Origin of the sequence: Aeromonas sp. DNRA1, from assembly GCF_963888745.1 — a bacterium.
Lineage (GTDB): Bacteria > Pseudomonadota > Gammaproteobacteria > Enterobacterales > Aeromonadaceae > Aeromonas > Aeromonas hydrophila.
Genome location: NZ_CAWPKQ010000009.1, coordinates 88832 through 106690, shown reverse-complemented (window position 1 = coordinate 106690; position 17859 = coordinate 88832). Strand labels below are relative to the sequence as shown.

Annotated in this window: 16 protein-coding genes and 1 tRNA gene; 9 read left to right on the top strand and 8 right to left on the bottom strand. The window is 62.6% G+C overall.

Annotated features, from left to right (window positions below):
* Positions 1 to 42: 42 nt before the first annotated feature.
* The gene (locus AACQ43_RS21020) at positions 43 to 1812 is read right to left on the bottom strand and encodes a M4 family metallopeptidase (protein WP_168968604.1); all 1770 of its coding nucleotides are present in this window, start codon (positions 1810 to 1812) and stop codon (positions 43 to 45) included.
* Positions 1813 to 2162: 350 nt separating this feature from the next.
* Between AACQ43_RS21020 and AACQ43_RS21015 the strand changes: the two genes are divergently transcribed.
* Together AACQ43_RS21015 and rimJ are read left to right on the top strand one after the other, a co-directional pair.
* The gene (locus AACQ43_RS21015) at positions 2163 to 2717 is read left to right on the top strand and encodes a GNAT family N-acetyltransferase (RefSeq protein WP_073348946.1); all 555 of its coding nucleotides are present in this window, start codon (positions 2163 to 2165) and stop codon (positions 2715 to 2717) included.
* The gene (gene rimJ / locus AACQ43_RS21010; RefSeq protein WP_146061347.1) at positions 2717 to 3268 is read left to right on the top strand and encodes a ribosomal protein S5-alanine N-acetyltransferase; all 552 of its coding nucleotides are present in this window, start codon (positions 2717 to 2719) and stop codon (positions 3266 to 3268) included. The genes AACQ43_RS21015 and rimJ overlap by 1 nt, the downstream gene beginning before the upstream one ends.
* A gap of 102 nt (positions 3269 to 3370) precedes the next feature.
* Here the strand turns inward: rimJ and AACQ43_RS21005 are convergent, their stop codons facing one another.
* The 3 genes from AACQ43_RS21005 to AACQ43_RS20995 all read right to left on the bottom strand — a co-directional run bounded on the left by AACQ43_RS21005 (position 3371) and on the right by AACQ43_RS20995 (position 6247).
* The gene (locus AACQ43_RS21005) at positions 3371 to 3616 is read right to left on the bottom strand and encodes a hypothetical protein (RefSeq protein WP_005309486.1); all 246 of its coding nucleotides are present in this window, start codon (positions 3614 to 3616) and stop codon (positions 3371 to 3373) included.
* Between the two features lie 309 nt (positions 3617 to 3925).
* A complete protein-coding gene (locus AACQ43_RS21000; protein WP_076362690.1) occupies positions 3926 to 4975 on the bottom strand; it encodes an oxidoreductase in 1050 nt (349 codons plus the stop codon).
* Positions 4976 to 5083: 108 nt separating this feature from the next.
* Positions 5084 to 6247, bottom strand: coding sequence for a multidrug effflux MFS transporter (locus tag AACQ43_RS20995; RefSeq protein ID WP_045790579.1), 1164 nt, complete (start codon positions 6245 to 6247; stop codon positions 5084 to 5086).
* 222 nt (positions 6248 to 6469) lie between these two features.
* Here AACQ43_RS20995 and rdgB point away from each other — a divergent pair, with 222 nt between their 5' ends.
* Both rdgB and hemW read left to right on the top strand, forming a co-directional pair.
* Entirely contained in the window at positions 6470 to 7066 is a 597-nt protein-coding gene (gene rdgB / locus AACQ43_RS20990; protein WP_041217113.1) for an RdgB/HAM1 family non-canonical purine NTP pyrophosphatase, read from the top strand.
* Between the two features lie 134 nt (positions 7067 to 7200).
* Positions 7201 to 8346: a radical SAM family heme chaperone HemW gene (gene hemW / locus AACQ43_RS20985; protein ID WP_168968603.1), complete on the top strand. Its 1146-nt coding sequence runs from the start codon at positions 7201 to 7203 to the stop codon at positions 8344 to 8346.
* Between the two features lie 225 nt (positions 8347 to 8571).
* Here the strand turns inward: hemW and AACQ43_RS20980 are convergent, their stop codons facing one another.
* The 3 genes from AACQ43_RS20980 to zntR form a co-directional block, all read right to left on the bottom strand.
* Positions 8572 to 8790: an alternative ribosome-rescue factor A gene (locus AACQ43_RS20980; protein WP_017410628.1), complete on the bottom strand. Its 219-nt coding sequence runs from the start codon at positions 8788 to 8790 to the stop codon at positions 8572 to 8574.
* Between the two features lie 128 nt (positions 8791 to 8918).
* Positions 8919 to 9455 carry a dihydrofolate reductase family protein gene (locus AACQ43_RS20975; protein ID WP_168968602.1) on the bottom strand — a complete coding sequence of 179 codons (537 nt, stop codon included), beginning with the start codon at positions 9453 to 9455 and terminating at the stop codon, positions 8919 to 8921.
* The gene (gene zntR / locus AACQ43_RS20970; RefSeq protein ID WP_005309469.1) at positions 9445 to 9882 is read right to left on the bottom strand and encodes a Zn(2+)-responsive transcriptional regulator; all 438 of its coding nucleotides are present in this window, start codon (positions 9880 to 9882) and stop codon (positions 9445 to 9447) included. The genes AACQ43_RS20975 and zntR overlap by 11 nt, the downstream gene beginning before the upstream one ends.
* A 411-nt stretch (positions 9883 to 10293) precedes the next feature.
* Here zntR and purH point away from each other — a divergent pair, with 411 nt between their 5' ends.
* From purH to AACQ43_RS20945, 5 genes are all read left to right on the top strand, one after another.
* On the top strand, positions 10294 to 11886 hold the full coding sequence (gene purH, locus AACQ43_RS20965) for a bifunctional phosphoribosylaminoimidazolecarboxamide formyltransferase/IMP cyclohydrolase (RefSeq protein ID WP_168968601.1): 1593 nt from the start codon (positions 10294 to 10296) through the stop codon (positions 11884 to 11886).
* A gap of 110 nt (positions 11887 to 11996) precedes the next feature.
* Positions 11997 to 13286, top strand: coding sequence for a phosphoribosylamine--glycine ligase (gene purD, locus AACQ43_RS20960; protein ID WP_168968600.1), 1290 nt, complete (start codon positions 11997 to 11999; stop codon positions 13284 to 13286).
* Positions 13287 to 13549: 263 nt separating this feature from the next.
* Positions 13550 to 13924 (top strand): cytochrome b562, encoded by a 375-nt coding sequence (locus tag AACQ43_RS20955; protein ID WP_011704785.1) that lies wholly within the window; start codon positions 13550 to 13552, stop codon positions 13922 to 13924.
* Positions 13905 to 14459, top strand: a complete 555-nt coding sequence (locus tag AACQ43_RS20950; RefSeq protein WP_103829262.1) for a cytochrome b/b6 domain-containing protein — start codon at positions 13905 to 13907, stop codon at positions 14457 to 14459. The genes AACQ43_RS20955 and AACQ43_RS20950 overlap by 20 nt, the downstream gene beginning before the upstream one ends.
* A 275-nt stretch (positions 14460 to 14734) precedes the next feature.
* The gene (locus AACQ43_RS20945) at positions 14735 to 17311 is read left to right on the top strand and encodes an alpha amylase C-terminal domain-containing protein (RefSeq protein ID WP_168968599.1); all 2577 of its coding nucleotides are present in this window, start codon (positions 14735 to 14737) and stop codon (positions 17309 to 17311) included.
* A 471-nt stretch (positions 17312 to 17782) separates the two neighbouring features.
* On the opposite strand, the gene AACQ43_RS20940 is transcribed toward AACQ43_RS20945, so the two are convergent.
* Positions 17783 to 17859: transfer RNA gene (locus AACQ43_RS20940), tRNA-Ile, on the bottom strand.

The following is a 17859-nucleotide window of genomic DNA, read 5'->3' as shown; positions in this document are numbered from 1 at the left end:
CGGACAAGTCCGGCGCTCTATCTCTGTTACGGTGACTCAGGCTCAGTAGCTGGCCTTGAGGGTCACTCCTGAGAAGGCGCTGTAGGCGCTCAGCTGCACGTTCCAGGTCCCCGCCTTGGGCGAGTTCAGGGTGCAGGTCTCGGTGTTGCCGCTCTTGTAGGGGCGGCAATCATAGCTGCTGCTGGTCGGCAGGCTGCCGAACTTCACATAGAGATCCGCATCGCCGGTACCGCCGCTGCTGGCGATCACCAGCTGGCTCTTGCCGGCCGGCACGTCGATGGTGAAGTTCAGCTTGCCACCCTTGGCAGCGGAGAGACCGGTCACCGGCACCCCGTTTTGCAGCACGCTGCCCGGCTGCGGCGTAGTGCCGCCACAGGTGGCATTGACCCCGACCGTGGTAAAGGCCGCCGCCACGTCGGTCACGCTGTAGCCCAGATCGGTAGCCGCCTTGGTCACGCCGCAGGCGCCCTGATCGAAGGTGGTGTTGGCGCCCCAGTAGAGGCGGTTGGCCAGTACGAACACTTCAAAGGCCTTGCGGGTGTTCCAGCCGCTGGTGTTGGCCAGCAGGTAGAAGGCGCGGTTGTAGACACCGGAGCTGTGGTGCACGTCGATGCCATCGTAGTAGTCGCTGGCATGGCCGATGGAGCTGCCGTCCCGGGTCGGATCCTCGAAGTAGCGCAGGGAACCGTTGCCCTTGAAGATCTGGGCGCCCACCAGCCAGTCGTTGCCGCCCTTCATGAAGTTCTCGGCCGCTTCCCCCGCCATGTCGGAGAAGGCCTCGTTGATGCCACCCGACTGACCGGAGTAGACCAGCCCGGAGTTCTGCTCGGTAAAGCCGTGGCTCACCTCGTGGGCCGCCACGTCCAGGCTCACCAGCGGGTAGAAGGTGGTGGCGCCGTCACCGAAGGTCATCTGGCTGCCGTCCCAGAAGGCATTCTCGTAGTTGCGGCTGTAGTGCACCCGCATCTTCAGCTTGAAGGTCAGCGGCGCCGTGTTGTACCAGTTGCGGTACATGTCGAACACCACGTTGCCGAAGTAGTGGGCGTCGTTGAGCGGCGAGTAGGCGCCGTTGATCTCCTTGACCGTGTTCTCCGGACAGGTGAACTGATGAATGGCGCCGCCCGTGGTGGCGTGATTCATGTTGAGGGTGTCCACGTTCGGGCTGGTCATCCGGCAGTTGTCGTCCACCAGCAGCGGGCCAAAGTCAGCGCCGTAGAAATACTTGCCGGTCTTGACGTTGCCACCCGGGCCGGTGGCGTCCTTGTGGTTGATCCCTTCCCAGCGCTTGAGCTCGCTGCCGTTCTGGGCATCGATCACCACGAAGGGGCGGCTCGGCTCATCGCTCGCCGCCAGCCAGGAGACCAGATAGACCAGGCGGGCCTGACCGGCCTCATCCTGCATCACGAACAGCTTGACCCGCTCGTTGCTGCCCTTGGCCCCGGCCCGCGCCTTGCTGGCGGCATCGGCCGGCGACAGGGCGGCGGTCGGGCTGGCCACGTCGGCATCGATCTGGCGCAGGATCTGGCCGGAGACCTGGCTTATCTGCCCGCCGAGGGACTGCTCGGCCACCAGCACCTGGCCCCAGACCGGGATGCCGTGCCAGGTCTGCTCATAGCGCACCCGCTGCTGACCGTTGGGCAGCTTGACCGCCCGCACCTGACGAAACTCGCCATCCCCTGCCAACGCGCTCACCCCGGCAGCGCCGCTCGGCGCCCCCTGAATGCCCGCAACCTGATGCACATTCACCTGTTCTGCAGCCAGCGCTGCGCTTCCCCAGCAGGCCAATACCACGGCCAAATAGACTTTGTTCATCCGTCTTTTCCTTAAGTCGATGAAGATTACACGTCGGGTCCGTTGCCCGGCGCTCCTACACTAGTTGGCACGTTCAAGATTGCTGCCTGTCATATGTGACAGAGCAGCACAAACCCATAGCAGGATCTGCTGTTGCCCCTGTTTGGTAGCGTGAGAAGAGATCAAAATGGCGAATAACACCAAAAAAGCCGAACAATGGCCAGGCGCTTTCTGACCATCACCAACCGCCCCTCCATATGGGGATGGCGGGGCGCAAGAACAGATGGAAAACCCTTGGCGTACAAGGGGTTGATTGGCTACATTGGCGGTTTGGCGGCCCGCTTCGGGCCCTGACTGGAGGGGAGGTGTGGATGTTTTCATGGCAACTGGACGACGAGCTGGCGCTGCTGTTCCTGCAGCCCGACATGGCCAGCGAACTCTTTGCCCTGTGTCGGGAGAACCGCGACTACCTGACCCAGTGGCTGCCCTGGCCGCCCTACATTCAGCAGCCCGCCGACAGCACCACCTTCATCCGCCACGCCATCGAGAAGTTTGCCCGCGGCGAGGGGCTGACCACCGCCATCGAGTATCAGGGGGAAGTAGTCGGCGTCATTGGCTACAACCAGATCGACCGGGCGCTGGCCAAGGTCAGCATCGGCTACTGGCTGGCCGAGCGCTGGCAGGGCAACGGCATCATCACCCGCGCTTGCCAGGCCCTGATCCATCACGCCTTCGAGGAGATGGGGATGGAGAAGGTGGAGATCAGCGCCGCCACCGACAACGAGCCCAGCCGGGCCGTCTGCGAGCGCCTCGGCATGCAGCAGGAGGGGATCACCCGCCGTGCCGAGCGGCTGGCCGACCGCATCGTGGATCACGTTCACTACAGCCTGCTGCGCGATGAGTGGCTCAGGCAGAGGGATCACTGATGGCGCTGCCACACCTGTGCACGGCCCGCTGCCAGCTCACCATACTGCCCCCTGAGCGGGCCGACCTGATGCTGGATTTCTATCTGCGCAACCGCGCCCACCTCGCCCCCTGGGAGCCCAGCCGGGACGAGAGCTTCTACACCCTGAACCACTGGCACGGCCGGCTGCGCGACAGCTATGGCCAGTTTTTCAATGGCAGCGGGGTGCATCTGGTGGCGCTCGATCCCCATGGTGAGCAGGTGATCGCCACCTGCAACTTCACCAACATCCTTATGGGCGCCTTCAAGGCCTGCCATCTGGGTTACGCCATCGACCAGGCCCACCAGGGACAGGGGCTGATGCAGGAAATCGTCGAGGCTGGCATCGACTACCTGTTCCGGGAACACGGCCTGCACCGCATCATGGCCGGCTACATGCCGTCGAATCAGCGCAGCGGCGCCCTGCTCGAGCGGCTCGGCTTCGAGCGGGAGGGGTACGCCAAAGACTACCTGATGATCAATGGCCGCTGGGAGGATCATATCCTCACCGCGCGCCTCAACCCGGCACTCTAGCCGGTTCCCGAGCCGGCAAGAATCCCGTCAAAGGCGGGGAACGGGCATAAAAAAACGGGCCCGAAGTTGCCTTCGGGCCCGTTCTTCAGATGAGGTGCAGGCTTAGTTGGCCTTGGCATCGCTCACTGCGGCTTCTGCCTTGGTGGCTACGTCAGCGGCAGCCTTCTCAACGGTTGCAGTCGCTTCGGAAGCGGCCTTCTCTACGGTAGAGGTGGCTTCGCTAGCGGCTTTCTCAACAGTTGCAGCAACGTCGGCGGCCGGAGTAGCAGCCGGAGCGGCGGCTTCTTCTTTCTGACCACAAGCGGTCAACATCAGACCCAGGATACCGGCTACCAGTACTTTGTTCATGTGCATACCCTCAGAAAAATATGGAGAGATGGTTGGTACAACCATCACAGTGCGTCCTTTCACCCGGTGAAAAACCCATATGCCGGGAGCCAAGAGGCGCGCGAAATATATCCCCATACGCGCCCAATGAAAACGAGTATCACAATGATATTTTCTCGTTGGCTGGATGAAAAGAACTACTACAACGACAAACATTAATACAAAACACTGTAAATGTCGCAGTTTTGTACAATAAAACGCCACAGGCCCCGCGGTTGCTGGCAATAAACGGCTATTGCATTGTGCCAGCAACCGCGTGCGGACAGCGCCTCAGTCAGACAGGATCTGACAAGCCAGTCGTTTCCCCTCGCGGGCGCTGTCGCGGGCCAGGTCCAGCAGCGCCATCACCGCCAGTGCCTCGCCGGCCGGTACCGGGTTGTCGCCTTCCCCACGAATGGCGGCGCAGACACCGCGATAGTAGGCGCCGTAGTCCCCCGCCTCGCCAGCCACGCTCTGCTGCTGCAGCTGACCATCGCGGATCCGGCTGAGCTGGCCGGGTTCATTGTCTACTCCCCAGTCTGCCGCTGGCGGCCGCTTGCCGAGCTTGAGCTGATCCTCCTGCACATCCATGCCGAACTTGATAAACGACCCCTCGCTACCGTGGATGACAAACCGCGGCATGGTGGCCGACACCAGGCAGCTGCCGTGCAGCACGACCCGCATCTCGCCATAGCCGAGCACCACGTGGAAGTAGTCATCTGCCAGGGCTCCGGGGCGCTGCTGAGCCAGATCCGCCTGCAGCCAGTCCGGCTGACCGAACAGCTGGAGCGACTGATCGAGGATGTGGGGGCCGAGATCGAACCAGAGGCCGGAACCCGGTCCGCCCGCCTCGCGCCAGCGCTGGCGCACCTCGGGACGATAGCGATCGAAGTGGGATTCGAACTGGGCAACCTGACCGAGCGCTCCTTCCGCCAGCAGGCGGCGTACGGTGAGAAAGTCACCGTCCCAGCGTCGGTTGTGGAAGATGCTGAGCAGCCGCTGCTGCTTCTCCGCCAGCTCGACCAGCGCCTTCGCCTCGGCCAAATCCAGGGCGAACGGCTTGTCGATCACCACGTGCTTGCCGGCCAGCAGGGCCTCACGGGCGATGGGGGCATGAGTGTCGTTGGGGGTGGCGATCACCACCAGGTCGACCGACGGGTCCGCCAGCACCTCGGCCAGCGAACCGACCCGGCAACCGGGCAGATCGCTCTGCACCTTGGCGGCATCGCGGCTCACCACCCAGCCGAGGGAGAGCCCGGGCGTGCTGGTCAAAAACGGGGCGTGAAAGGTTTGGCCTGCAAAGCCATAGCCCACCAGGGCGGCATTGATTGTGTGGCTCATCCGGTTTTCTCCACGGGTAGCTGTGTCACGGGGCGCAGGCAAACCCTTGCCTGCCAAATAAAGAAGGGGGCCCAAGGCCCCCTGAGTGTGCCCATCAGAGCACAGGATTTATTGCAAACACAAGCGCCGGCCCTGGCGGGTCATCAGCATCAACAGGGGGGGCAGCAGCAGCCACATGTGCAGCGCCAGCTGGCTGAGCGGATCATGCATCAGTACACCGATGAAGCCCACCAGCGCACCTGAGCCGCTCATCTGGAACAGACCGAGCAGGGCGGCGGCGGTGCCGGCGCAGTGGCCGAACGGTGCCAGCGCCATGCCGGCGGCCGCGCCCAGGATCATGGCAAAGCCGATACTGGAGAGGAACACCGGGCCCATCATGGCCAGCGGATGCTCGATGTGCATGGCCAGGGTCAAGGCGATGGCGGAGAGCAGCAGCACCAGCAGGCCGATGCGCAGGGTGCGTCTTGGCCCCACTCTGGCGATGAAACGGGGTGCCAGGAAGCAGGCCAGGATGTTGAGTGCCGCGTTGGCGGTGAACCAGTAGCTGAAGCCGCTCATGTCCAGCCCCAGCTTCACCATCAGCTGCACCGGCGCCGCGGTGACATAGGCCAGGATCACCGCCATCGCCAGCATGCACAGCGTCGCGTTGAACAGGAAGCTCGGGGAGCGCAGCACCGGGCTGTAGCGCGACCAGCTGATGAGCGGGCCGCTGCTGCTGGTCTCTTCCGGACGGGTCTCCGGCATCCGCCACAGCAGCCAGCTACCGACAATGACCGCATAACCGGCCATGAACCAGAAGTTGGCCGACCAGCCCGCCTTGGCGGTGAGCCAGCCACCGAGCAAGGGGGCCAGCGCCGGTATAAAGCAGATGGCACCGTTCAGGTAGGAGATCATCTGACCGCTCTTCTTGGGGCCATAGCTGTCACGCACCACCGAGAAGGCGGCGACTGAGGTGGCACAAGCGCCAAAACCCTGCAGCACCCGCGCCAGCATCAGCTCACCTAGGCTGGCGGCAAAGCCAGCCCCCAGGGCGCTCAGACCGTAGAGCAGCACGCCGCCAAGGGCGATGGGCTTACGGCCGTAGCGATCGGCCAGCGGCCCCACCAGCAGTTGCCCCAGTCCCATGCTGAACAGGAACCAGGTGATGGTGCCCTGCATCAGAGTCACCTCGGCCCCCAGCTGATCGGCCATCTGCGGGATGGCGGGCAGGTAGATGTCGATGGCCAGCGGACTGAACAGCACCAGTAGGACAAGCAAAAGAATCAATGGCATCAGTCACCTCGTGGCATGGGGAAATTAGATTGGGGCGCGAGTCTACTGGCTCACAGTAATGAATTGAAATGGTATTTAATCACTTCTGTTATTCCATTCAGGAAACATTCATTTTATCCGCATCTTGCCATGACCCCGGTGAGGGCGATCCAGGGCAATTGGCGCTTTTCCTGGGCGCCAGCCCCGCATAGAATGCGCAGATTATTTTTGCGGAGGTGCTCGATGAACAAGCTTGTCCTGGCAACAGGGAACCAGAAAAAGGTGAAGGAATTGGCCGCCATGCTGGCCGATATGAAGATCCAGGTGATCCCGCAGAGCGAGTTTGCAGTCTCCGATGCCGACGAGACCGGCACCACCTTCGTCGAGAATGCCATCATCAAGGCCCGCCACGCCGCCCGCATCACCGGCCTGCCGGCGGTTGCCGACGACTCCGGCCTGGAAGTGGATCTGCTGCACGGCCGTCCCGGCGTCTACTCCGCCCGCTTTGCCGGTGAAGGTGCCAGCGACAAGGACAACATCGACAAGCTGCTGGGCGAGCTGAAAGGGGCCCCCGAGTATCTCAAGAGCGCCCGTTTCTGGTGCGTACTGGTCTACATGCGCCACGCCGACGATCCCACCCCCATCATCTGCCAGGCCAGCTGGGAAGGGATGATCATCGACGAGCCGCGCGGTCAGCACGGCTTCGGCTATGACCCTGTGTTCTTCGTGCCCGATCACGACTGCACCTCGGCCCAGATGCCGGCCGAGCTCAAGAACCAGCTCAGCCATCGCGGCCAGGCGCTGGCCAAGCTGAAAGCGGCCCTGGCGGCGGTCAACTAAAGCGCTGTCTCCCGCCGCGTTGTCATCTACAATGGGGGCCGTCGGCCCCCGTTTCGTTCGCGGCGCCCCGGCCCGTTGTCATCGACGACAAGGGCAACCCGACCCCTGATGATTTTTTGAACACTGGAAACCCCATGCTGCAACTGCCGCCCCTCTCCCTCTATATCCACGTGCCCTGGTGTGTCCAGAAGTGCCCCTACTGCGACTTCAACTCCCATGCCCAGAAGGGAGAGCTGCCCCACCTCGAGTACGTTGCCGCCCTGCTGGAGGATCTGGAGCAAGACCTGCACTGGGCCCAGGGGCGCCCCCTCTCCTCCATCTTTATCGGTGGCGGCACGCCGAGCCTGCTCTCCGTGGAGGCCATGCAGGCGCTGCTGGACGGGGTGCGCGCACGCATCGAACTCACCGTGGACTGCGAGATCACCATGGAGGCCAACCCGGGCACGGTGGAGGCAGAAAAGTTCGCCGGCTTCCAGCGGGCCGGCATCAACCGCATCTCCATCGGGGTGCAGAGCTTCCAGCAGGAGAAGCTGACCCGGCTCGGCCGCATTCACGGCCCGCAAGAGGCGCACAAGGCCGCCGAACTGGCTCACGCCATCAAACTGCCCACCTTCAACCTGGATCTGATGCACGGCCTGCCGGATCAGAGCCTGGCAGACGCGCTCTCGGATCTGCAACAGGCCATCGCCTGCGCGCCGCCGCACCTCTCCTGGTACCAGCTCACCATAGAGCCGAACACGGCGTTTGCCTCCAAGCCGCCCACCCTGCCGGAGGATGACACCCTGTGGGACATCTACGAGCAGGGCCACGCCATGCTCACCGCCCACGGCTATCAGCAGTACGAGATCTCGGCCTATGCCAAAGAGGGGTATCAGTGCCGCCACAACCTCAACTACTGGCGCTTCGGCGACTATCTGGGGATCGGCTGCGGCGCCCACGGCAAGGTGACGGATCTTGCCAACCAGCAGATCCTGCGCACCGCCAAGGTGAAACACCCGAAAGGCTACCTGGATACGAACCGACCCTATCTGGACGAGCAGTGGCAAGTGAGTGCGGACGATCTGCCGCTCGAGTACTTCATGAACCGGTTCAGATTGTTTGAACCGGCCCCCAAGGCGGAGTTCGAGGCCTACACCGGCCTGCCGCTGGAACGGGTAGAAACCATGCTGACCATCGCCCAGAGCAAGGAGCTGATCGAAGATCTCGGCGACAGCTGGCAGCTCACCTCCCTCGGCCATCGCTATCTCAACGTGCTGCTCGAACTCTTTATGGACGAATGAGGTAACCGCCTTTAACCAGATGGAACACAAGCGGGGCGCCATGAGCGCCCCGCTTGTTTTGGTTCCAAGAACCTGTTCACGGTCTGTCGCGAGAGGCTGTCAGCAAGGTGAAGAGCAGCGCAGGAACCGGAGTATGTAAGTACACATGAGGATTGCGAGCAGCACATGAGCCTTGATCACGGCCTCGCAGCAAGATCGTGGACTGGTTCCAAAGCAGGAACCCGCTCAGCAGCAGACGCGTACCATCTGCTGTTGACCGGGCTCCCACCGCTTGCCGTGCTTGGCCTTGCGCTGATAGCTGCCCTTGCCTTTCTTGCTCGGTTCGACCCGGGCCTGGAACAGGGGGGAGGTCACCAGTGCCTTGAGGTGGTTGTCCTGAATGATACCGCGCTGATGTTCGCAGGCGGGCTCGGTGGTGACCCGGGTCACCTTCTTCTTGGCCATGTCGGCTCCTTGATGCGGTTGGTCGTGTTTGCCCATCGCCCCTGCCACCACAGATCCGGGGCAGGCGGCGAAAAAACGTGCCGATTGTGCACCTCTCCCGGCCCGCCTGCAAGGGGCTGGTAAGCTCCTCAGGCCGGTTGATAGACGACCCGCACCAGCCCGCTTGGCAGCACAGTGCTCGACACCGGCACCAGCGCGCCGGGCAGCGATCCTGCAAAGAGCGGCACCCCGCCTCCCAGGGTGACCGGCACCCAGAACAGGATCAGCTCGTCCACCAGCGCGGCCTGCAGTCCCTGCCTGACCACCTCGCCGCCATCCAGATAAAGATGGCGGCTGCCCGCCTGCCACAGCTCGTCCAGCACCTGCGCCAGCGCCCCCTGCCGGAAGGAGACATGCTCACGGGGAGCGGCGAGTCTGTGGGTCAATACCACCACCGGCTTGTCGCCATAAAACCACTCGGGAAAGCCGAGCACAGTGTCGTAGCTGTTGCGCCCCATCAGCAGGGTATCAACGCTCGCCATCAGCGCGCTGTAGCCGGTCTCTTCCTGGGAGTCGCCGTTGTAGGGTTCAAGCCAGGCCAGATCACCCCCCTCCCCGGCAATGAAGCCATCGAGGGAGAGGGCAAGAAAGGCGGATACCCGGGGCCGGTGCAGCTCAGTGCTCATGGTCGTGGTGCTCATGACGGGAGGGGGCACCGGACTCCAGCGTCTCCAGGATGGCGCAGTGCTCCGCCGAGCGCGGGCCGCCGCAGCAGATGTTGGAGAGCTCGCGCAGGTTGTCGCGAAAACGGGTCAGCTCGACGATCTTCTGCTCCACCTGTTCGAGCTTGGTGTCGGCCACCGCCTTCACCTCCTGACAGGTGACCTTGGCCTTGTTGGTATCGAGATCCAGCAGCTCGCCGATGTCGGCCAGCGAGAACCCCACCGACTTGGCGCGGATGATGAACTCCAGCCGCCGCTTGTCCTGCTCACCATAGAGGCGATAGCCGGACTCGTTGCGAATGCCTGGCGAGATGAGACCATTCTTCTCGTAAAAACGCAGGGTATCCGCCTTCACCCCGCACGCCTTGGCCAGCTCCCCGATCCGATACATGCCTTTTCTCCCGTTGAATTTGCCACACAGCCACAACCGGCCCCCACTATCACCCCTTTGCCCGGCGATTGCCAGCCGGCGGCAGGAAAGAGGACGCGGCCACCCTTTTGCCATCAAGAGACTGAAAAGACAAACGTTTCACAAAAACCAACCAGAAAACGTTTAACACCGCACCAGACAAGGCTTTGTCACTTTAAAAAATCCACCACGGGTCACATTTTTTGTGTAGAATACGCGCCCACAAGAGAGCGTCGCGTCAAGCGGGCATTTCCTAAAACGCTTTTGCCTGTCGGCAGGTTTTTCAGGCGAGAGCGGTTTGCGAAATCCCCCACTTCCATTTATTTGGGGACTCTCTGTGTTGAGCCTCGCCTCCCATGGAACGGTCCCCGTTATGCTGAGGACGATAGTGTGATGGAACAAGCTCGACCCATTCGCCGTGCACTGCTGAGTGTGTCTGACAAGACTGGCATCCTGGAATTTGCCAAGGCACTCAACGAACGTGGCGTGGCCCTGCTCTCCACCGGCGGTACCGCCAAGCTGCTGGCCGACGCCGGTCTGCCGGTGACCGAGGTCTCCGATTACACGGGATTCCCTGAAATGATGGATGGCCGGGTCAAGACCCTGCATCCCAAGGTCCACGGCGGTATTCTCGGCCGGCGCGAGCAAGACGACGCCATCATGGCCCAGCACGCTATCTCCCCCATCGACATGGTCGTGGTCAACCTCTATCCCTTCGCCGCTACCGTCGCCAAGCCCGGTTGCACCCTGGCCGATGCGGTCGAGAACATCGACATCGGCGGCCCGACCATGGTTCGCTCCGCCGCCAAGAACCACAAAGATGTGGCCATCGTGGTCAAGGCTGCCGACTATGACCGCGTCATCCGCGAGATGGATGGCAACGGCAACAGCCTGAAACTGGCAACCCGCTTCGATCTGGCCATTGCCGCCTTCGAGCACACCGCCGCCTACGACGGCATGATCGCCAACTACTTCGGCACCATGGTTCCCTCTTACGGTGACAACAAGGAAGGTGACGAGGAGTCCCGCTTCCCGCGCACCTTCAACAGCCAGTTCATCAAGAAGCAAGACATGCGCTACGGCGAGAACAGCCATCAGGCTGCTGCTTTCTATGCCGAGGAGCATGCCGCGCCGGGCTCGGTGGCGAGCGCCATCCAGCTGCAGGGCAAGGCGCTCTCCTACAACAACATCGCCGACACCGATGCGGCGCTGGAGTGCGTCAAAGAGTTCGACCAGCCGGCCTGCGTCATCGTCAAGCACGCCAACCCGTGCGGCGTGGCCATTGGCAGCGACCTGCTGAGTGCCTACGAGCGCGCCTGGCAGACCGACCCCACCTCCGCGTTTGGCGGCATCATCGCCTTCAACCGTGAACTGGATGGCGCCACCGCCAAGGCCATCGTCGAGCGCCAGTTCGTCGAGGTGATCATCGCCCCCACCGTCAGCCAGGCTGCCCGCGACGCTGTCGCCGCCAAGCAGAACGTGCGACTGCTCGAGTGCGGTCAGTGGACCGCGCCGGCGCAAGGCTTTGACTTCAAGCGCGTCAACGGCGGCCTGCTGGTGCAGGAGCGTGACCTTGGCATGGTGACCCTGGGGGATCTGACCGTGGTCAGCAAGCGTCAACCCACCGAGGCTGAGCTGAACGACCTGCTGTTCTGCTGGAAGGTGGCCAAGTTCGTCAAATCCAACGCCATCGTCTATGCCAAAGACGGCCAGACCATCGGCGTCGGCGCCGGCCAGATGAGCCGCGTCTACTCGGCCAAGATCGCCGGCATCAAGGCCGAGGATGAAGGGCTGACCGTGGCGGGCTCCGTCATGGCTTCCGATGCCTTCTTCCCGTTCCGCGACGGCATCGACGCCGCAGCGGCAGCCGGCATCTCCTGCGTCATCCAGCCCGGTGGCTCGATGCGCGATCAGGAGGTGATCGACGCTGCCGACGAACACGGCATGTGCATGCTGTTCACCAACATGCGCCACTTCCGTCACTGATGGATCAGGGCCGCCACCGGCGGCCCTTTTGTTGTCTCTTTTCACCTGGCTATTTTCACCGGCGCAGGCCCCAGGCCCGCCAGTGACCCCGAATAGAAGCGAGCGATACGATGAAAGTACTGATCATTGGCAACGGCGGCCGTGAACACGCCCTGGCCTGGAAGGCCAAGCAATCCCCTCTGGTGACCCGAGTCTTCGTCGCCCCCGGCAATGCCGGCACCGCCCATGAAGGGAGCATCGAGAACGTGGCCATCTCGGCCACCGACATCGCGGCCCTGCTGGCGTTTGCCAAGGAGCAGCGCATCGGTCTGACCATCGTCGGGCCGGAAGCGCCGCTGGTGAAAGGGGTGGTCGATGCGTTCCGCGCCGAGGGGCTAGCCATCTTCGGCCCGACCGCCGCAGCAGCCCAGCTGGAAGGTTCCAAGGCGTTTGCCAAGGATTTTCTGGCCCGCCACGCCATCCCGACCGCCGAGTACCAGAACTTCACCGAGGTGGAGCCGGCACTGGCCTACCTGCGCGAGAAGGGCGCCCCCATCGTCATCAAGGCTGACGGCCTGGCCGCCGGCAAGGGGGTCATCGTTGCCATGACCCTGAGCGAAGCCGAAGAGGCGGTACGCGACATGCTCTCCGGCAACGCCTTTGGCGACGCCGGGGCCCGGGTGGTGATCGAGGAGTTTCTGGACGGGGAAGAGGCGAGCTTCATCGTCATGGTGGACGGCGAGCATGTGCTGCCGATGGCCACCAGCCAGGATCACAAACGGGTCGGTGATGGTGATACCGGCCTCAACACCGGCGGCATGGGTGCCTACTCCCCCGCCCCCGTGGTCACTGCCGATGTGCATCGCAAGGTGATGGAGCAGGTGATCATGCCGACCGTACGCGGCATGGCGGCCGAGGGCAACGTCTACACCGGTTTCCTCTACGCCGGTCTGATGATCGACGGCCAGGGCAACCCCAAGGTGATCGAGTTCAACTGCCGCTTCGGCGATCCCGAAACCCAGCCCATCATGCTGCGCATGCGCTCCGATCTGGTGGAGCTCTGCCTGGCGGCCTGTGCCGGCAAGCTGGATCAGGTCGAAGCCATCTATGACCCCCGCGTCGCCATCGGCGTGGTGCTGGCGGCCGGTGGCTACCCCGGCGACTACCAGCAGGGCAAGCCCATCAGCGGCCTGCCGGTGGAAGAGGCGAGCGGCGAAAAGGTATTCCACGCCGGCTCGCAGCTGGAAGGCGACACCGTGGTGACCGCCGGTGGCCGCGTGCTGTGCGCCACAGCCCTCGGTCACAGCGTGGCCGAGGCGCAAAAACGGGCCTATCAGCTGGCAGGTCGCATCAAGTGGGACGGCGTCTTCTACCGCCACGACATCGGCTGGCGCGCCATCGAGCGTGAACAGCAGCAGTAATCAACAGGGCCCGCAAGGGCCCTCTCTTCATCTGGCGTATCTCGCGGTCACGCAGCCCGGTAGATGGCCCGAATGACCTGGTTTACTTGGCTCAGCAACTCCCTTACATCTCCCTCTTCCCTGTTACCCTTTGTGACAAAAAACAGCAATATTCACAAACAGTTCACGCACTGTCATGGCATCATGCCTGTGATGAATCCAAACAAGGGTTCATAAGAAGCCACACAAGATCGATAAGCATGTCGTTTAAATAAGGAAATCCCATGTTGAAAACTGTTCGCCCCCTGTTGCTGCCCCTGATGTTTGGCCTGATGACCCTGCCCGCCATGGCCGGTGAGCTGGAACAGCCGATGAAGAAGATCGGCTTCAACTACAAGCAGGCGGTCAAGGCCGACGATGCCGCCACCATGGAAAAATACATCAACGAGATGAAGGCGCAGTTCGACATCGCCAAGCAGAAGAACATGCCGGCCGCCAAGAAAGAGAAGTTTCTGGAAGGCATGAACGAAGTGCAGACCGAGCTGGATGCCAGCCTGGCAGCCCTCAAGGCAGGTGACGAAGCCAAGGCGCGCGAGCACCTGGCCAAGGTCAACGACCTGAAGAAGGAGTACCACAAATATGCCAAGCAAAAAGGCTGATCCCTTCCACTGGGATAGTCTGGTCCGCCTCACCCACTGGGGTGTGGCGGCCATCTGTATCGGCAACCTCTGGCTCAACGAGGCGGGCGAGGAGTGGCATGAACGGCTGGGTTACCTGGCCATCGCCCTGATCAGCCTGCGCCTGGCGTGGGGGCTCTCGTTTGCCAAGGGCCATGCCCGGTTGCGAGCCCTCATCCCAAGCCGGGAAGATTTTCGCCAGCAAGCGGTGGAGCTGCGCGAGCGCACGCCACCGGCTCCCGGTCACCACGGCAGCGGCAAGCTGGCGGTCTGGACGCTCTGGCTGCTGATCCTGGCCACCGCTGGCACCGGCTGGTTCCAGAATACCGAGATGGGGTTCGAACTGGGGGCGGACGACTGGCACGTCTGGTGTACCTGGGCCCTGCAGGGCATGATAGCGCTGCACCTGCTGGCCATCCTGTTCACCTCCTGGCGCCAGCGCAGCAATCTGGTGAAGCGCATGTTGCCAAGGCGCCGCGGCAAGGCCCGAGCCTTGCCGCAGGAATCCGACGCCTGAATACTCATGGGGCCCTGCTGGGCCCCTGTTCATTGCTCTGCCACTCCCCTGATCCCACACTACCCGCCGGGTCCCCGGCTCTTGCCCTCTCTTTCGCCACTTGCATCGCTAGGGGCCATGAAAGCATTTTCATTCACATTTCTTAATTAATTCAGGCTGTTCGATTTTCAACCACTGCGATTTCATGAATGCTACTGAGCTGAACGAGGTTGTTCGTTGTCCGTTCGACTACACGACAGTGATATGTCAATAACAAGATCGAAGGGAAAATCGTCATGCACAGCACACTGCTTCGAACCGCCCTGCTGACGGCGGCACTCGGCTCTTTCAGCCACACTGCCACCGCCGAAGGGGTCATGGTTCACCTGTTCCAATGGAAGTTCAACGACATCGCCAACGAGTGCGAAACCGTGCTCGGGCCCAAGGGGTTCGGGGGCGTCCAGATCACCCCACCGGCCGAGCACAAGCAGGGCAGCCAGGTCTGGTGGACCGTCTATCAACCCGTCAGCTTCAAGAATTTCAACAGCTTCGGTGGTAGCGAGGCGGAACTCAGAAGCATGATCGCCCGCTGCAACGCAGCCGGGGTCAAGGTCTATGCCGACGCCGTCTTCAACCAGCTGGCATCGGGCTCAGGCACCGCCACCGGTGGCGGCAGCTACAACGCGGGGCAGTACCAGTATCCCCAGTTCGGCTACAACGACTTCCACCACAGCGGCGACATCACCAACTACGGTGACAGCAACAACGTCTGGAATGGCGCCCTCTACGGCATGCCGGACCTCAATACCGGCTCTCCCTACGTGCAGGATCAGATCGCCACCTACATGAAGACCCTGCTCGGCTGGGGCGTGGCGGGCTTTCGTATCGATGCGGCCAAGCACATGGCCCCGACCGACGTGAAGGCCATCCTCGACAAGGCGGGCAGCCCCAAGGCCTATCTGGAGGTGATCGGCGCAGGCGGAGAGTCCGCCGACATCCAGCCGGGCCGCTACACCTATATCGACACCGTCACCGACTTCAAATACGGCACCGATCTGGCCGCCAACTTCAACGGCCAGATCAAGAACCTCAAGACGCTGGGCGAGAGCTGGGGCCTGCTCCCCTCCGCCAAGGCCTTCGTCTTCGTGGTCAACCACGACCGCGAACGCGGCCACGGTGGGGGCGGCATGCTCACCTTCATGAGCGGTGCTCGCTACGATCTGGCAAACACCTTCATGATGGCCTGGCCCTATGGCTGGAAGCAGGTGATGTCGGGCTATCGCTTCGAAAACATGAGCACCTATGAAACCGACAAGGGGGCACCGGGCAGCACACCTTGCACGGACAGTCAGTGGAACTGCGAACAGCGCCGGCCGACCATCATGAACATGGCACTGTTCCACAACCGGACCGAAGGCCAGCCGGTCAACAACTGGTGGGACAACGGCAACAACCAGATCGCCTTCGGCCGCGGTGACAAGGGCTTCATCGCCATCAACAACGAGAGCGGCAGCCTGGTGGCCTCGCTGCAGACCGGTCTGCCGGCCGGTGAGTACTGCAACCTGCTGGGGGGCAACGACTACTGCAGCGGCGGCTATGTCACCGTCGACGGCAGTGGCAAGGCCAGCCTGAACGTGCCCGGCATGAAGGCGGCCGCCATCATCGCCGGTTGCACCAAGGCCAGCCCCTGCGGCGGTTCCGCCCTGCCGGGCACCAAGTTCAGCAGCATGAACCTGCGCGGTACCCACAACGCCTGGGGCAATACCCCCATGACCGTCGATGCCAACCGTGTCTGGTCAGCCACCCTCACCCTGACCGGCAACGGTGACGCCACCGGCGCCCAGCGCTTCAAGTTCGACGTCTTCGGCAACTGGGCCGAAAACTACGGAGACAACGAAGGGGATGGCATCGCCGACAAGGGCAGCAGCAAGGACATTTTGGTCAGCGGAGCGGGCACCTACCGCATCACCCTGAACGAAAGCGATCTGCGTTATACGGTCACCCCCCTCACCAGCAACCAGGCACCGGTGGCCGCCCTCTCCCCCAAGACCCTCAGCATCAAGGCGGGTGAGAGCGTGGTGTTCGATGCCTCCGCCTCCCGCGACGACGGGGGCGTGGTGAACTACAGCTGGTCCAGCGGCGGCACCGCCGCCACCGAGACGGTCCGGTTCGATACACCGGGTACCCATACCGTGACGGTCACCGTGACCGATGCTGAAGGGTTGACCGCCAGTGCCAGCGCTACCGTGACCGTCACCGACGACAACGGCACCTACGCCAGCGTGCTGCCTACCCTGAATTTCCGCGGCACTCCCAATGCCTGGGGATCCCTTGCCATGACGCTGGTCGCCGACAACCAGTGGGAGGCTCTGGTCACCTTCGATGGTCAGGCAAACCAGCGCTTCAAGTTCGACGTCAAGGGGGACTGGAGCAAGAACTATGGTGACACCAACAAGGATGGGGTGGCCGAACTGGCCGGCAGTGACATCCTGACCTCGGTCACCGGCCAGTATCGGGTGCGCTTCAACGATCAGACCCTGCAATACAGCCTGACCCCGGTCAGCGTCGGCTACGCGAAGAACTTCGCCAGCCTCAACATTCGCGGCACCACCAACAACTGGGGTTCCACCCCCATGTCGCTGGCAGGCGATCACCTCTGGCAGGCCAGCGTCACCTTCACCGGTAGCGGCGATGGCAACGGCGGTCAGCGCTTCAAATTCGACGTCAAGGGCGACTGGACCCAGAACTACGGCGACACCAACAAGGACGGTGTCGCCGAGCTGGCCGGCGCCGACATCGCCACAGCACTGGTCGGTGTCTATGTGGTGCGTTTCAACGACCAGACGCTGGCCTATAGTCTGAACGCCCAGTAATGCTACGCTCGGTCACCAGACCAGGAGCACTGTCCCAGGCCTCCCACCATCGGTGGGAGGCCTTTTTTATGGCGTCATTCCGCCCCTTCCAGCCGGCAGCTCAGCAGGCTGATGACCTGGCGCCATGCCCAGGCTCATCTCAAACCATGCCCCCCCTCAACGCCGAAAAAAGGAACGCTCAAGGTCACAGCGCATCGCACGCAAGCCGAACAGCATGATCACATGACCAGCCTGCCCGGCAGGCTCGGGCGAGAGGATCAGGCTATCCCTTACTCTTGCAGAAAGCCGCCACAGCGAGGCTTTGCAACGCCTCTCTGTGCGAAACCTTGCCTAGTTCTGGCTGTTTGAATTGCACTATAGGCCGCACGATGGACCGCACTATGGAGCGCACTATGGAGCGCATGCCCAGGGCCGGCGCCGGTGAACGCCAGAAACGACAAAGCCGCTCAAGAGAGCGGCGTTGTCTGAAAATGGTGGCCCCTGGGGGACTTGAACCCACGACCAATCGATTATGAGTCGACTGCTCTGACCAACTGAGCTAAGGGGCC

Excerpts from the sequence above, each read along its gene's own strand:
- rimJ (WP_146061347.1), top strand. The coding sequence starts at position 2,717 with ATGGCGCTGCCACACCTGTGCACGGCCCGCTGCCAGCTCACCATACTG.
- AACQ43_RS21000 (WP_076362690.1), bottom strand. The coding sequence starts at position 4,975 with ATGAGCCACACAATCAATGCCGCCCTGGTGGGCTATGGCTTTGCAGGC.
- AACQ43_RS20950 (WP_103829262.1), top strand. The coding sequence starts at position 13,905 with ATGCCAAGCAAAAAGGCTGATCCCTTCCACTGGGATAGTCTGGTCCGC.
- AACQ43_RS20980 (WP_017410628.1), bottom strand. The coding sequence starts at position 8,790 with ATGGCCAAGAAGAAGGTGACCCGGGTCACCACCGAGCCCGCCTGCGAA.
- purD (WP_168968600.1), top strand. The coding sequence starts at position 11,997 with ATGAAAGTACTGATCATTGGCAACGGCGGCCGTGAACACGCCCTGGCC.
- AACQ43_RS20995 (WP_045790579.1), bottom strand. The coding sequence starts at position 6,247 with ATGCCATTGATTCTTTTGCTTGTCCTACTGGTGCTGTTCAGTCCGCTG.
- AACQ43_RS20945 (WP_168968599.1), top strand. The coding sequence starts at position 14,735 with ATGCACAGCACACTGCTTCGAACCGCCCTGCTGACGGCGGCACTCGGC.
- AACQ43_RS21015 (WP_073348946.1), top strand. The coding sequence starts at position 2,163 with ATGTTTTCATGGCAACTGGACGACGAGCTGGCGCTGCTGTTCCTGCAG.
- AACQ43_RS21005 (WP_005309486.1), bottom strand. The coding sequence starts at position 3,616 with ATGAACAAAGTACTGGTAGCCGGTATCCTGGGTCTGATGTTGACCGCT.
- purH (WP_168968601.1), top strand. The coding sequence starts at position 10,294 with ATGGAACAAGCTCGACCCATTCGCCGTGCACTGCTGAGTGTGTCTGAC.
- AACQ43_RS20955 (WP_011704785.1), top strand. The coding sequence starts at position 13,550 with ATGTTGAAAACTGTTCGCCCCCTGTTGCTGCCCCTGATGTTTGGCCTG.
- AACQ43_RS21020 (WP_168968604.1), bottom strand. The coding sequence starts at position 1,812 with ATGAACAAAGTCTATTTGGCCGTGGTATTGGCCTGCTGGGGAAGCGCA.
- zntR (WP_005309469.1), bottom strand. The coding sequence starts at position 9,882 with ATGTATCGGATCGGGGAGCTGGCCAAGGCGTGCGGGGTGAAGGCGGAT.
- rdgB (WP_041217113.1), top strand. The coding sequence starts at position 6,470 with ATGAACAAGCTTGTCCTGGCAACAGGGAACCAGAAAAAGGTGAAGGAA.
- AACQ43_RS20975 (WP_168968602.1), bottom strand. The coding sequence starts at position 9,455 with ATGAGCACTGAGCTGCACCGGCCCCGGGTATCCGCCTTTCTTGCCCTC.
- hemW (WP_168968603.1), top strand. The coding sequence starts at position 7,201 with ATGCTGCAACTGCCGCCCCTCTCCCTCTATATCCACGTGCCCTGGTGT.